The 12,436-nt window shown below is 61.7% G+C and carries 16 protein-coding genes; 5 read left to right on the forward strand and 11 right to left on the reverse strand.

Going from position 1 to position 12,436, the window contains the following annotated elements:
• The first annotated feature begins 5 nt into the window (after positions 1–5).
• The 4 genes from BM062_RS03070 (at position 6) to BM062_RS03085 (ending at position 3,933) form a co-directional block, all read left to right on the forward strand.
• On the forward strand, positions 6–302 hold the full coding sequence (locus BM062_RS03070; RefSeq protein WP_092392963.1) for a (2Fe-2S)-binding protein: 297 nt from the start codon (positions 6–8) through the stop codon (positions 300–302).
• A complete protein-coding gene (locus BM062_RS03075) occupies positions 295–1,680 on the forward strand; it encodes an FAD/NAD(P)-dependent oxidoreductase (protein WP_092392966.1) in 1,386 nt (461 codons plus the stop codon). The genes BM062_RS03070 and BM062_RS03075 overlap by 8 nt, the downstream gene beginning before the upstream one ends.
• Positions 1,677–2,798, forward strand: a complete 1,122-nt coding sequence (locus tag BM062_RS03080) for an NAD(P)/FAD-dependent oxidoreductase (RefSeq protein WP_092392969.1) — start codon at positions 1,677–1,679, stop codon at positions 2,796–2,798. The genes BM062_RS03075 and BM062_RS03080 overlap by 4 nt, the downstream gene beginning before the upstream one ends.
• An 88-nt stretch (positions 2,799–2,886) precedes the next feature.
• Positions 2,887–3,933, forward strand: a complete 1,047-nt coding sequence (locus BM062_RS03085; protein ID WP_092392972.1) for an ABC transporter substrate-binding protein — start codon at positions 2,887–2,889, stop codon at positions 3,931–3,933.
• Positions 3,934–3,945: 12 nt separating this feature from the next.
• On the opposite strand, the gene BM062_RS03090 is transcribed toward BM062_RS03085, so the two are convergent.
• Positions 3,946–4,389 (reverse strand): Lrp/AsnC family transcriptional regulator, encoded by a 444-nt coding sequence (locus BM062_RS03090; RefSeq protein ID WP_092392975.1) that lies wholly within the window; start codon positions 4,387–4,389, stop codon positions 3,946–3,948.
• A 133-nt stretch (positions 4,390–4,522) separates the two neighbouring features.
• On the opposite strand from BM062_RS03090, the gene BM062_RS03095 reads away from it, so the two are divergent.
• Positions 4,523–5,410 (forward strand): DMT family transporter, encoded by an 888-nt coding sequence (locus tag BM062_RS03095; protein ID WP_092392978.1) that lies wholly within the window; start codon positions 4,523–4,525, stop codon positions 5,408–5,410.
• 55 nt (positions 5,411–5,465) lie between these two features.
• Here BM062_RS03095 and BM062_RS03100 read toward each other — a convergent pair whose 3' ends face one another.
• From BM062_RS03100 to BM062_RS03140, 10 genes are all read right to left on the reverse strand, one after another.
• Positions 5,466–6,158, reverse strand: coding sequence for an alpha/beta fold hydrolase (locus BM062_RS03100; protein ID WP_092392981.1), 693 nt, complete (start codon positions 6,156–6,158; stop codon positions 5,466–5,468).
• Positions 6,159–6,308: 150 nt separating this feature from the next.
• Positions 6,309–6,512: a type 2 periplasmic-binding domain-containing protein gene (locus tag BM062_RS03105; protein ID WP_139219977.1), complete on the reverse strand. Its 204-nt coding sequence runs from the start codon at positions 6,510–6,512 to the stop codon at positions 6,309–6,311.
• On the reverse strand, positions 6,499–6,654 hold the full coding sequence (locus BM062_RS25505; RefSeq protein WP_175500862.1) for a hypothetical protein: 156 nt from the start codon (positions 6,652–6,654) through the stop codon (positions 6,499–6,501). The genes BM062_RS03105 and BM062_RS25505 overlap by 14 nt, the downstream gene beginning before the upstream one ends.
• Positions 6,655–6,774: 120 nt before the next feature.
• Positions 6,775–7,647, reverse strand: a complete 873-nt coding sequence (locus BM062_RS03110) for a pirin family protein (protein WP_092392987.1) — start codon at positions 7,645–7,647, stop codon at positions 6,775–6,777.
• A gap of 182 nt (positions 7,648–7,829) precedes the next feature.
• Positions 7,830–8,432 (reverse strand): HupE/UreJ family protein, encoded by a 603-nt coding sequence (locus BM062_RS03115; RefSeq protein ID WP_092392990.1) that lies wholly within the window; start codon positions 8,430–8,432, stop codon positions 7,830–7,832.
• Between the two features lie 64 nt (positions 8,433–8,496).
• The gene (gene ureG / locus BM062_RS03120; RefSeq protein WP_092392993.1) at positions 8,497–9,126 is read right to left on the reverse strand and encodes an urease accessory protein UreG; all 630 of its coding nucleotides are present in this window, start codon (positions 9,124–9,126) and stop codon (positions 8,497–8,499) included.
• Between the two features lie 35 nt (positions 9,127–9,161).
• Entirely contained in the window at positions 9,162–9,842 is a 681-nt protein-coding gene (locus BM062_RS03125) for an urease accessory protein UreF (RefSeq protein ID WP_092392996.1), read from the reverse strand.
• Positions 9,843–9,856: 14 nt separating this feature from the next.
• Positions 9,857–10,375, reverse strand: a complete 519-nt coding sequence (gene ureE, locus BM062_RS03130) for an urease accessory protein UreE (protein ID WP_092392999.1) — start codon at positions 10,373–10,375, stop codon at positions 9,857–9,859.
• Positions 10,376–10,396: 21 nt separating this feature from the next.
• Positions 10,397–12,100 carry an urease subunit alpha gene (gene ureC, locus BM062_RS03135; RefSeq protein WP_092393002.1) on the reverse strand — a complete coding sequence of 568 codons (1,704 nt, stop codon included), beginning with the start codon at positions 12,098–12,100 and terminating at the stop codon, positions 10,397–10,399.
• A gap of 12 nt (positions 12,101–12,112) precedes the next feature.
• The gene (locus BM062_RS03140) at positions 12,113–12,436 is read right to left on the reverse strand and encodes an urease subunit beta (RefSeq protein WP_092393005.1); all 324 of its coding nucleotides are present in this window, start codon (positions 12,434–12,436) and stop codon (positions 12,113–12,115) included.

Genomic DNA, 12,436 nt, shown 5'->3' on the forward strand with positions numbered 1-12,436 from the left:
AGGCAATGACTTTATTTACCAGAATCGCAGAGACGCAACGCGAACCGGTCAGCTTCTCGCTGGACGGCCGGAGCGTGACCGCGCTGGCGGGCGACACCGTATTGACCGCGGTCCTGACGCAGGCGGACAGCTTGCGTTTGTCTGAATTCAGCGGCAAGCCGCGCGCCGGCTTTTGCCTGATCGGCGCTTGCCAGGATTGCTGGATGCGCACTGAAGACGGACAGCCGCTGCGCGCCTGCAGCACCGAAATCCAGGCCGGCATGCGGTTGCTGACTGCGGTCTCGGGAGTACGGCATGGATGAGCCGCGGATCGTGATTGTCGGCGCCGGACCGGCCGGGGTGCGTGCCGCCGAGGTCTTGGTGGCGGCGGGATTGCGGCCGGTGGTTGTCGATGAAAACCAGCGTGCCGGCGGCCAGGTATATCGCCAGCCGCCTGCGGGGTTTGTGCGCTCGAAAAAACAGCTGTACGGTTTTGAATCTGCAAAAGCGGATGCGCTGCACCGCACATTCAACAAACTGCGCAGCTATATCAATTATCTGCCCGAGACCCTGGTATGGAATTGCGATGGCCGCCAGCTGGATCTGCTGGGCCGCGGCCAGCACCAATCCTTGCCCTATACGCACCTGATGTTATGTACCGGCGCCATCGACCGGGTGTTGCCGTTCCCAGGCTGGCTCTTGCCTGGCGTGTATACCCTGGGCGCAGCCCAGGTCGCGCTGAAAGCGCAAGGCTGCGTGATCGGCAGCCGTATCGTCCTGGCTGGTTCCGGACCCTTGCTTTACCTGCTTGCCTATCAATATGCGAAAGCTGGCGCCGACATTGCCGCAGTGCTGGATACCTCTTCTTTTGCCGGCAAGCTGCAGGCGACATTTGATCTGCTTAAGCAGCCGCTTGCTTTGGCCAAGGGTTTGTATTTTCTGGCTTGGCTGCGCTGCCATGGCGTCAAGGTGGTGGAGGGCGTGGAAAAAATTGCAGTCAAAGGCGAACAAAAGGTAGAAACCATTTCCTGGCATAAGGATGGCCGTGAACAAACGCTGGAGTGCGACGCTGTCGCCAGCGGTTTCGGCCTGCGTTCGGAAACCCAGCTGGCCGACCTGGCGGGCTGCGCGTTCGAGTTCAGCCAGCTCAACCAGCAATGGCTGCCGCAGCGCGACCAGGCCGGGCGCAGCAGCGTCAAGGGGGTATACCTTGCGGGCGATGGCGGCGGCATTGCCGGCGCCGACGCCGCCGAACTGGCGGGACGGCGCGCCGCCCTGGCTTTGCTTGAAGACTTGGGAAAGACAATCGACGTGGGAGAAAGCAGGCGCCTCGATCGCACATTGCAACGTATACAGGGATTTCGACGCGGACTCGAGCGCGCATTTCCAACGCCGGTCGAATGGGCGCGCGAGTGCGCCGATGAAGAAATCATTTGCCGCTGTGAAGAAATCACGGCAGGCGAACTGCGCCATGCCGTGAACCATGCCGGCACGGTCGAAATGAACCGGCTGAAAGCACTGACCCGGGTTGGCATGGGACGTTGCCAGGGACGGGTTTGCAGCGCTGCTGCTGCTGAAATCCTGGCTTGCAGCACCGGCAAGTCGCTGGCGGAAATCGGACGCCTGCGCGGCCAGCCGCCGATCAAACCGATGCCGGTGGCGGCTGGCGCGGCGGCGAGCCCGGTACGGGAAACGTCATGAGCGAGCAGCTGACAGCGGATGTCGCCATTATCGGCGGCGGCCTGATGGGCTGCTCGGCCGCGCTGGCCTTGCGTCGCATGAACCTGTCAGTGGTGTTGCTGGAGCAGGGCTGGTGCGGTGCGCAAGCCAGCGGCGTCAATTATGGCGGAGTGCGGCGCCAGGGCCGGGCTGCGGTGCAGCTGCCGTTATCGCAGCGTGCCTATGCGATCTGGCAGCGTTTGCCGCAGCTGATAGGCAGCGACTGCGAATATACGGTTTCAGGCCATCTGAAACTGGCGCGCAGCGAGATTGAACTGGCGTCGCTCGAAGACTACCGCGCGCAAGCCGACGGCTTCGGCTTGCAGCTTGAGATCCTCGGACGCGCAGCACTGCGCCAGCGCTTTCCGTGGCTGGGCGAGAAGGTCGCCGGCGGCTCCTTGTGCCCGGGCGACGGCCACGCCAATCCACGGCTGGTGGCAGCCGCTTTTGCGCTGGCGGCAAAGAATCACGGCGCCGACCTGCGCGAGGAGATGACGGTAGAAAGCGCCGTCTTCGATGGCGGGAAATTTACGGTTCGTGCTGCCGGCGGGCTGGAAGTCAAAGCGAAATTCCTGCTTAACTGCGCCGGTGCATGGGGCGCAAGATTTGCCGAACAATTTGGCGAGCGCGTGCCGGAATATCCAATTTTTCCGAACATGTGGGTGACCGAACCGATGCCCAAACTGGTTGAGCCCAATGTCGGCATCGTCGGCGGCGGTTTTTATGTGCGCCAGGTAGAAAGAGGAAATTTCGTGCTGGGCGGCGGACGCGGCACGGGGCAGTTGGCGATTGCATCGACGCGGCCGGCCAGCGCTTCCATGTTTGCCTCGATGAGGATGGCTTGCGAATTCATTCCTGCATTGCAAAACGCATTGGTGATCCGCAGCTGGACCGGCGTCGAGGGCGCATTGCCGGATCATCAGCCGGTGCTCGGACCGAGCGCGACGACTCCTGGCCTGTTTCATGCTTTTGGTTTTTCCGGCGCCGGCTTCCAGCTGGCGCCGGCAGTGGGGGAAGTCCTGGCGGACCTGGTAGCCCATGGGGCGACGGCAACGCCTATCGAGGCTTTCAGCATCGGCAGATTCAGCGCACCAAGTTGAACATAAGTTGAAAACAAGCTGAAGACGATGCATCAGGAAATGATGTGGCAGGCATATCGGGGCGTTTAATCTTTGAGGAGGCGGGACCATGAAATTCAAACAGATTCTCCTGGCGACAGGATTCATTTCTGCATTAGGCGTCGCGGCGGCAAGCAGCGCCGAGACGCGCACGCTGTATGTCGGCATGAACGGCGGCAGCATGGAAAAAAATTACACTAGCTATATATTCCCGGAATTCGAAAAAGCCAATAACGTCAAGATTGTGGTGGTTCCCGGCACCTCCGCCGACATCATGGCCAAGATGTCGGCGCAAAAAGACAAGCCGCAAATGCACCTGGTGTTTCTCGACGATGGCGTCATGTACCGCGCGGTCGGCATGGGGCTGTGCCAGAAACTGAAAGACGCCCCGGTATTCAAGGAAATTTATCCATTCGCGCGCATGGCGAACGATCAGGCAGTGGGGATAGAACTGGGTACGGTCGGCATCGGCTACAACAAGAAGATGTTCGATGAAAAAGGCTGGGCTGCGCCGACGTCCTGGATGGATTTCGCTGATCCGAAATACAAGGGAAAAGTGGTGTTCCAGTCGATCCAGAGCAGCACCTTCGGCCTGCACAGCTTCCTGATGTTCAACCGCCTGGTCGGCGGCACCGATAAAAATGTCGAGCCGGGTTTCCAGAAATGGGGCAGCACGGTCGGTCCTAACGTGCTTGAGTACCTGTCCAGCTCAGCGAAAATATCGGAAATGGTGCAAACCGGCGAAACCGCGATTTTTCCGCTGACGCCGACGGCGATTGCGAATCTGAAAGCCAAGGGCATCCCGGCCGAATTTGCTACGCCGAAAGAGGGGGCCGTCATGCTGATGGTCGGCGCTTGCGCCTTGAAGAATAATTCCGAGCCCGAACTCTCGCAGAAACTGGCGGAATACCTGTTGAGCGCCGGCGCGCAAGCCAAGGCGGTGGAGTATGCCAACGTCATTCCGATCAACAAGAATGTCAAGATACCGGAATCCGTGCAAGCCAAGATAGGCAATGTCGACAAGCTGATGAAAAACATCAACACGGTCGACTGGGACGCCATCAACAAGGACCGCGCCGCCTGGAACGATCGCTGGAGCCGCATGATCGAGCGTTAACCTGGCGCCGTCCTATGCGGCGGCAAACGGCGGCGGCCGGCGCTTGATCGGCTGCGCCTTGACGATCGCGGTATTGGTCTCGGCCTTGTCGGCGATGCGGTCGATGACCTGGTCCAGTTCTGCGATCGAGCGCACGAACAGGCGCGCGATATAACAATCTTCTCCGGTCACCTTGTCGCATTCGCAGAATTCGGGCGTGTCTTCGATCAGCTTCTGGACCATCTGCAGCTTGCCGGGCAGGGGCCGGATGCGCACGATGGCTTGCAGCTGGTAGCCCAGCGCCTGCGGATCGATATCCACCGTGAACCCGCGGATGACGCCGCGCTCCTCAAGCCGGTGCAGCCGCTCCGACACGCTGGGCGAGGACAGGCCAACCTGCTGGCCCAGTTCTTTGAGTGAAATGCGCGCATCCTTGAGCAGGACTTCAAGGATGCGCTGGTCGACATTGTTCAGCATTTTGCATGTCTCCGAAAATTTGAAATATTGCCTTATATAATAAGGATAATGACGGATATTTCCTTGTATTAAGCATGGAAAACACGATGATAAAGTGAGATTATCAGGCTCTGACGGCTTTCGGGAGCTTTATATGAATAAGAAGGTAAGCGGCACGGTTGAAATGACCGCCGCCATGGTCATTTCGGGAACCATCGGCTGGTTTGTCGTGGTTTCGGGCCAGCCGGTGCTGGACGTGGTGTTCTGGCGCTGTGTGTTTGGCGCGGCTACCTTGCTGCTAGTCTGCGCTGGAATGGGGCTGCTGCGCGGCGCCATCACGCTGCGCCTGCTGGCCCTGGCGGCGCTGGGCGGCGTGGCGATCGTGGTCAACTGGCTGCTGCTGTTCGTCTCTTATTCGCATGCGTCGATCTCGATCTCTACCGCGGTCTACAACACTCAGCCGTTCATGCTGGTCTGCCTGGGCGCGGTTTTTTTCGCTGAGCGGCTGACGCTCAACAAGCTGACCTGGCTCGCGATAGCCTTTGCCGGCATGCTGCTGATCGTGCTGGCGCAACCGGGGGCGGCCGATAGCGGCAGCAATTACCTGGTGGGGATACTGATGGCGTTGGGCGCAGCCTTTTTCTATGCGGTGGCCGCCATCATTACCAAGAAACTGGCCGGCACGCCGCCGCACCTGATTGCCTTGGTCCAGGTTTGCGTCGGTATGCTGATGCTGGCCCCTTTCGCCCACTTGTCGGCGCTGCCTTCCGGCCTCGGCACATGGAGCATGCTGGTGACGGTCGGCGTGGTGCACACCGGGCTGATGTATATCCTGCTGTATGGCGCGATCCAGAAATTGCCGACGCACCTGACGGGATCGCTGTCGTTCATCTATCCCATCGTGGCGATCGCAGTGGATTTCCTGGCCTTCGGCCACCGGCTGCAGCTGAGCCAGCTGATCGGCGCCGCCGCTATCCTGATCGCTGCCGCGGGCATGAACCTCGGCTGGACGCTGTGGAAGCCAAGGGTGCAAATGCAATGACGATAAGCGCGGCAGCCAGCCGGTAGCCGGCTGCCGCGGCGCTGTGACGGCCGCATCAGGCCAGGGCGCGCGCCGCCTCTTCAATCAGGGCGACGATTTCATCCGGATGCGAGGCCATGGAAGCGTGGCTGGCCGCCAGTTCGATGGTCTTCCTGGGTTGCATGCGTTCGGCGAACCAGCGCTCGGTTGCCGGCGGGATCATGCGGTCGTTGCTCGAGACCTGGTACCAGGAGGGCTTGGTTTTCCAGGCCGGCGGCCCGGAGGCGTCGCCGAAGCAACGGGCAGCGATCGGCTTCTGCGTCAGCGCCATCACCAGTGCTTCCGTTGCATCCACGTCCTGGCAGAAATTGTCGCGGAACTGGTCGCGGGCGAGCCACAGGAAACCGTTGTCGTCCGGCGCGATGCTGGCGGCGCCGGGCGGCGGTTCGCGCATGCCGAAAATGCCTCCCGGGGTTTCACCTTCATCGGGAGCAAAGGCGGCAACGTACACCAGGCCAAGCACATTCGGCGCATGGCCCGCGCCGGTGATCACCATGCCGCCGTAGGAGTGGCCGACCAGCAGCGTCGGGCCGTCCTGCGCCGCGGCGAACCTGGTGGTGCGGTCGACATCGTCGGCCAGCGAGGTGAGCGGGTTTTGCACTGCGCTCACGCGGTATCCTCTTGCGTGCAGCGGCGGAATCACGTGGCGCCAGTGCGAGCCGTCGCCCCATGCGCCATGCACCAGGACTATATTAAGCTGGGTTGCCATATTGCGTTCTCCTGTTCTGTCGAGCGACCGTGGAAACTGCAGGATGGCGTCGCTCAAGCCATCCCGGACCATGCTAGCCGTTGACGCCGGTTTGCGCTTTCCCAGCCCAGTGTGCCGTTGATATTGGCCAGATGCGATGGCAGCCTGGCATCAAATCATCCTGGCGTCCGGAAAAGTTTCCAGCAACAGGTCGGAGAATACCCGCAGCCTGCTGCTGACATGGCGCCGGCTCGAATACAGCAGCCAGACTTCCACTTCGCTGTCAGCCAGGATGCCGATCTCATGCAGCAGGCCGCGTTCCAGTTCCTGCCGGATCAGCGACGGCGTCGCGGACCACGATCTAAGGATCGCCACGGCATCCTTGCGCAACCTGGATTACGTGAAGAGCCTGGGCGCCGACAGGGTGCTTGATTGCGGTTCGCCGCAGCCGTTTGCCGATGTTGCCGGTATCGACCTGGTGCTGGACCTGGCCGGCGGCGGTTGTAAGCTTTTTCATGCAATTCCTTTCAGCGAACGGCAGAGAAGGTCTGGCTCGTATTATTCTCGATATAAGTAAATAGATAAGATCAATTTTAATTAAATTATCAATAATTATTAACTGCTGATGGATATGAGCTTATGCATCCGGCAAGGGAATCCGTTCGTTGTCGCCCGGTACCGGATCGAAGCGCTGCTCGCGCCAGTTGTCTTTAGCGGTTTCAATCAGCTGCGGATCGCTGGCGACAAAATTCCACCAGATGGTGCGCGGCCCGTCGATAGGGGCGCCGCCCAGCAGCATGACCTGGGCTGCTTCGCTGGCGGCAATGCGTACCGCCTGGCCAGGTTCCAATACCGCCAGCACGCCCATTTCCAGCGCTTCGCCATCGATGGTCACGCTGCCGCTGGCGACATACACCGCCTGCTGCGGATATTCCGCTTCCAGCGTGAACTGCGCGCCGGCCTGCATGTCGGCGGCGACATACAAGGTCGGCGCCAGGACCTTGACCGGCGCCTCCTTGCCAAAGGCGCGGCCGGCGATGATGCGTAACCGGTAGCCGTCGCCTTCGACCAGGGGCAGGCTGGCGGCCGGATGGTGGACGAAGGCCGGCGGTCCCTGTTCGTCGGCCAGCGGCAGCGCCACCCAGGTCTGGATGCCGTGCAGGCGCCAGCCTTTGGCGCGTTGCGCCGCAGGCGTGCGTTCGGCATGGACGATGCCGCGTCCGGCAGTCATCCAGTTGACGTCGCCCGGAATGATTTCCTGGTCGTTGCCCAGGCTGTCATGGTGGCGGATGGCGCCTTCGAACAGATAGGTGACTGTCGCCAGGCCGATGTGCGGGTGCGGGCGGACATCGATGCCCTGGCCGCTGGCGAAGTCGACCGGCCCCATGTGGTCGAAAAACAGGAAAGGTCCCACGCTTTGGTGGCGGCCGGCCGGCAGCACGCGGCGTACTACAAGTTCGCCGAGGTCGCGGGCGCGCCCCGGTATCCGGTATGCAATAGAGGTAGTCATGTTATATCCAGTCCAGGTAGCAAAATAGGAAGTGCAATGACTCAGGCAAGCTGAAAGACATTAGCATATTTGGATGTACGAGGGGCTTGCGCAATAAAAAGCCAGGCTCTCCGCAGCGAACCGCGGAAGAGCCTGGTTTTTTTGAATGGCTGCAAGCAGCAGCCGCAGGGCTTGGCTGTTTCTTAGAGTGCGCCGGACAGCAGGTAGCAGCCCACCGCCGCAATCGCCACGCCGCCCAGCCGCACTGCCTGCGCCGCCATTTTCTGGCCGGCAACCAGGCCGATCGCCAGGCCAAGCGCATGCAGCAGCGCTGTCGCAGCGACAAAACCGACGCCATACCAAAGCGCCGAGGCGCCATGCGGCAATTCGCTGCCATGCGCATAGCCGTGGAACAGCGCGAAGATGGAAACCACGCCGGCGCTGGCCCAGAGCGGCATGCGCACGGCGAAGGCGATCAGCAGGCCGAGCACGGCGACCGATGCCGCAATGCCGGTTTCAACCGCGGGCAGCTGCAGGCCGGAAAACGCCAGCAGAGCGCCGGCCACCATCATCAGCGGAAACGCCAGCGGCAGCACCCACAGCGCGGAACGCTTGTTTTGCGCCGCCCACAAGCCAACCGCCAGCATCGCCAGCAAATGGTCGATGCCGGAGAGCGGATGGGAAAATCCGTCGTTGAAGCCGAACGCGTCGGGATGGCCCGGATGGGCGAATGCCGAGCCGATGCCGAGGGCGGCGATGGCCAGCGCGCTGAGGCGGCCACAAGTGCGGGCGGAAAGATGGGACATGGCGGTGCTCCTTGAAAATGGCTGTTTATTTGAAGAATTCATTTAGGTTGCTTATTTAGGCTGCTTATTTAGATTGATCAAGCAACCCTTGCTCGCGGATGAAAGCGATCACTTGCTCAACGCCGTCGCCGCTGCGCAGGTTGGTGAAAATGAACGGCCGTTCGCCGCGCATCTTCTTGGCGTCGTGCGCCATCACATCCAGGTTGGCGCCGACGTAGGGGGCGAGGTCGGTCTTGTTGATGATCAGCAGGTCGGAACGGGTGATGCCGGGGCCGCCCTTGCGCGGGATTTTTTCGCCGCCGGCAACGTCGATCACGTAGATGGTGAGGTCGGACAGTTCCGGGCTGAAGGTCGCCGCCAGGTTGTCGCCGCCGGATTCCAGCAGGATCAGGTCGAGGTCGGGAAAGTCGGCGCTCATGCGCGCAATCGCTTCCAGGTTGATCGAGGCGTCTTCGCGTATCGCGGTGTGCGGACAGCCGCCGGTCTCCACGCCCATCAGGCGCTCCGCCGGCAAGGCGTCGGCGCGCAGCAGGATCTCCATGTCTTCCTTGGTGTAGATGTCGTTGGTGATGACCGCCATGTCGTAGCGGTCGCGCATGCCTTTGCACAGCATTTCGCACAGCGCGGTCTTGCCGGAGCCGACCGGGCCGCCGATGCCGACGCGGAGTGGATTGGATGTTGAGGAAGTGGTCATGTTGAGATTCGCTTAAAAATATTGAATGCTTGGTTTCAGGAGCGGTAAAGGCGGCTGTATTGTTCTTCATGCTGCATCGACAGCAGCGACAGGCCAGGCGCCCAGTTCGACAATTCATGGTCGGCCAGTCCTTGCGCTTGCTGTGCAGCCAGCTGCAGTTCTGTCTGCAAGGACAACAGCAAACGCTGGCCGGCGACCTGGCCCAGCGGTATCGATTTGACGCACACCAGCACCTGGTTTTCCGCCCAGGAAAACAGCATGCCCAGCAGCGCCGCTTCAGGCGGCACCTGCAGCGCTACCGCGGCGTAGGCGTAGGCGGTCGGCAGCGGCAGTTCCGGCTGGGCCTGCAAGATCGCCAGCAAGGCGCCATCGCCTACCTGCAGTTCGATCGCCAGCTTGCCCAGCGAATATCCCATCTGTATGGTTTCGGCGCGGAATTCGGCGGTGTCGCGGGTTGCGATGAAACGTTCAGTCCACAGCGCAACCGCGGCGCCGTCGCGGCCTTCGAACGCTTGCAGCAGGCGCCACAAGACGGGCGCCTCAAACAGCGCCACTACTTGCTGCAGGTTGTTGCAGATCCAGCCGCGCGCGGATTCCGAATCCTTGACCCAGCCCTTGTCTATGGCCGTTTCCAGCCCCTGCGAATAGCTGTAGGCGCCGATCGGCAGCGACGGACTGGCCAGTTGCAGCAGGTGGAGCAGCGCGGTCGCGTTCATCTTGTGCGCGGAACTCAGGTGCCGGACTCGTCGCCGGGGCGATGGATTTTCTGGCGCAGCGGCACCGGCGCCAGCAAGCCGTCGTGCTGGTGGTGATGGCCGCCGCCATAGGCTCCCGATTCGGGCTCGAACGCCGCCAGTTCTTCAGTGACCGTGGCTTGCAGGCCCTGCAGCATTTCCTTCAGCACCGGATCCTTGCGTATGCGCAGGAAACCGTCGCCGACATGCGCCTGGGTGTGCCGGTTGCCCAGGTGGAAAGCACAGCGCAGCAAGGCGTGCGGACTGGCGCATTCGATGCGGTAGGTTGCTTCGGCAGCCGCCATGATCTTGACCACGCGCTCCTGGCCGCTGTCGTCGCTGCCTTTGAGCAGGTCGCCATGGCGCAGCACGGTGCCGCGCACCGTGAATACGCCGACTTCTTCGCCGCTGGACAGCGCTGCCCGCAGGCGACTCTTCTCGCGCAATTCATAGGGCAAGACCAGTTCGCCATGGATCAGGTCGGCGCGTTCTACTTTTGTGTTGAGGATTAACATCTTGCTTTCGTCGAAATTGAATCAGAACAGGAAATAACGCTGCGCCAGCGGCAATATGCTGGCCGGTTCGCACACCAGCAATTCGCCGTCGGCCCGCACTTCATAGGTTTCCGGATTGACTTCCATGTGCGGCGTGGCGCTGTTATGGATCATGTGGTGCTTGCGCAGGTGGCGCACGTCTTTGATCGCGACTACCGGCTTGTTCAGCTTCAGGCGTTCGCCTATGCCGTCGTCGAACGCCGCTTGCGAAACAAAGGTGAGCGAGGTCTTGAGGCCGCCGCCGTAGGCGCCGAACATCATCCGGTAGTGCACCGGCTGCGGCGTCGGGATAGAGGCGTTCGGATCACCCATCTGGGCGGCCGCGATCATGCCGCTTTTCAGGATGGTGGATGGCTTGACGCCGAAGAAAGCCGGCTTCCACAGCACCAGGTCGGCAATCTTGCCGACTTCGATCGAGCCCACCACATGCGAAATGCCATGGGTGATGGCGGGATTGATCGTGTATTTCGCGATATAGCGCTTGACGCGGAAATTGTCAGCCTTGCTGCCGCTGTCCTCGGCCAGCTTGCCGCGCTGGACCTTCATCTTGTGGGCGGTCTGCCAGGTGCGCATGATGACCTCGCCGACCCGGCCCATGGCCTGCGAATCGGACGACATCATGCTGATGGCGCCGATGTCGTGCAGGATGTCTTCGGCGGCGATGGTCTCGCGCCGGATGCGCGATTCGGCAAACGCCACGTCTTCGGCAATCGCCGCATCCAGGTGATGGCAGACCATCAGCATGTCCAGGTGCTCGTCCAGCGTGTTGACGGTAAACGGCCGGGTCGGGTTGGTGGACGAGGGCAGCACATTGCTGTTGCCGACCGCGGCGATGATGTCCGGCGCATGGCCGCCGCCGGCGCCTTCGGTATGGAAGGTGTGGATGGTGCGGTCCTGGAACGCGGCCAGCGTGTGTTCCAGGAAACCGCCTTCGTTCAGGGTGTCGCTATGGATCGCGACCTGCACGTCCATGCGGTCGGCCACGCTCAGGCAGTTGTCGATGGCGGCCGGGGTCGAGCCCCAGTCTTCATGCAGCTTGAGGCCGATGGCGCCGGCCCGCACCTGTTCTTCCAGCGGCCCCGGCAGGCTGATGTTGCCCTTGCCGAGGAACCCCAGGTTCATCGGGAAAGCGTCGGCCGCCGACAGCATCGCATGCAGGTGCCAGGGGCCGGGCGTGCAGGTGGTGGCGGCGGTGCCTGCCGCCGGGCCGGTGCCGCCGCCGAGCATGGTGGTGACGCCGCTCATCAAGGCTTCTTCCATCTGCTGCGGGCAGATGAAATGGATATGGCAATCGATGCCGCCGGCGGTGACGATCTTGCCTTCGCCGGCGATGATCTCGGTGGCGCCGCCGATCACCATGGTCACGTCGGGCTGGATGTCCGGGTTGCCGGCCTTGCCGATGGCTGCGATCTTGCCGCCCTTGATGCCGATGTCGGCCTTGACGATGCCCCAGTGGTCGATGATCACGGCATTGGTGATCACCGTGTCCATCACGTCCTTATGCATGCGCTGCGACTGGCCCATGCCGTCGCGGATCACCTTGCCGCCGCCGAATTTCACTTCTTCGCCGTAGGTGGCGTAGTCCTTTTCGATTTCGATGAACAGCTCGGTATCGGCCAGGCGGATGCGGTCGCCGGTGGTGGGGCCGTACATTTCGGCGTAGGCATGTCTTGTAATTTTATTCATTTGCGATCTTGCTCATGATTTTGCTCGTTTCGTTAATGCACCCATGACCTTGCCGTTGAAGCCGTAGACGATGCGGTCGCCCGCCAGCTCCACCAGTTCCACCGTGCGCTTCTGGCCCGGCTCGAAGCGCACCGCGGTGCCGGCGGCTATGTTGAGCCGCATGCCGTAGGCATCCTCGCGCTCGAACAGCAGGGCCGGGTTGACTTCGTAAAAATGAAAGTGCGAACCGATCTGGATCGGCCGGTCGCCGCTGTTGGCGACAGTGACGCTGCTGCAGCGGCGGCCGACATTGAGTTCGATGTCGCCGCCCTGGATCTGCATTTCTCCTGGAATCAT

Origin of the sequence: Collimonas sp. OK412 (genome assembly GCF_900112135.1) — a bacterium.
In the GTDB taxonomy this organism is placed as follows: Bacteria; Pseudomonadota; Gammaproteobacteria; order Burkholderiales; family Burkholderiaceae_D; genus Collimonas; species Collimonas rhizosphaerae.

Coding starts and splice junctions, on each gene's coding strand:
- BM062_RS03070 (WP_092392963.1), top strand. CDS start 6: ATGACTTTATTTACCAGAATCGCAGAGACGCAACGCGAACCGGTCAGC.
- BM062_RS03075 (WP_092392966.1), top strand. CDS start 295: ATGGATGAGCCGCGGATCGTGATTGTCGGCGCCGGACCGGCCGGGGTG.
- BM062_RS03080 (WP_092392969.1), top strand. CDS start 1,677: ATGAGCGAGCAGCTGACAGCGGATGTCGCCATTATCGGCGGCGGCCTG.
- BM062_RS03085 (WP_092392972.1), top strand. CDS start 2,887: ATGAAATTCAAACAGATTCTCCTGGCGACAGGATTCATTTCTGCATTA.
- BM062_RS03090 (WP_092392975.1), bottom strand. CDS start 4,389: ATGCTGAACAATGTCGACCAGCGCATCCTTGAAGTCCTGCTCAAGGAT.
- BM062_RS03095 (WP_092392978.1), top strand. CDS start 4,523: ATGAATAAGAAGGTAAGCGGCACGGTTGAAATGACCGCCGCCATGGTC.
- BM062_RS03100 (WP_092392981.1), bottom strand. CDS start 6,158: ATGGCAACCCAGCTTAATATAGTCCTGGTGCATGGCGCATGGGGCGAC.
- BM062_RS25505 (WP_175500862.1), bottom strand. CDS start 6,654: ATGAAAAAGCTTACAACCGCCGCCGGCCAGGTCCAGCACCAGGTCGAT.
- BM062_RS03110 (WP_092392987.1), bottom strand. CDS start 7,647: ATGACTACCTCTATTGCATACCGGATACCGGGGCGCGCCCGCGACCTC.
- BM062_RS03115 (WP_092392990.1), bottom strand. CDS start 8,432: ATGTCCCATCTTTCCGCCCGCACTTGTGGCCGCCTCAGCGCGCTGGCC.
- ureG (WP_092392993.1), bottom strand. CDS start 9,126: ATGACCACTTCCTCAACATCCAATCCACTCCGCGTCGGCATCGGCGGC.
- BM062_RS03125 (WP_092392996.1), bottom strand. CDS start 9,842: ATGAACGCGACCGCGCTGCTCCACCTGCTGCAACTGGCCAGTCCGTCG.
- ureE (WP_092392999.1), bottom strand. CDS start 10,375: ATGTTAATCCTCAACACAAAAGTAGAACGCGCCGACCTGATCCATGGC.
- ureC (WP_092393002.1), bottom strand. CDS start 12,100: ATGAATAAAATTACAAGACATGCCTACGCCGAAATGTACGGCCCCACC.
- BM062_RS03140 (WP_092393005.1), bottom strand. CDS start 12,436: ATGATTCCAGGAGAAATGCAGATCCAGGGCGGCGACATCGAACTCAAT.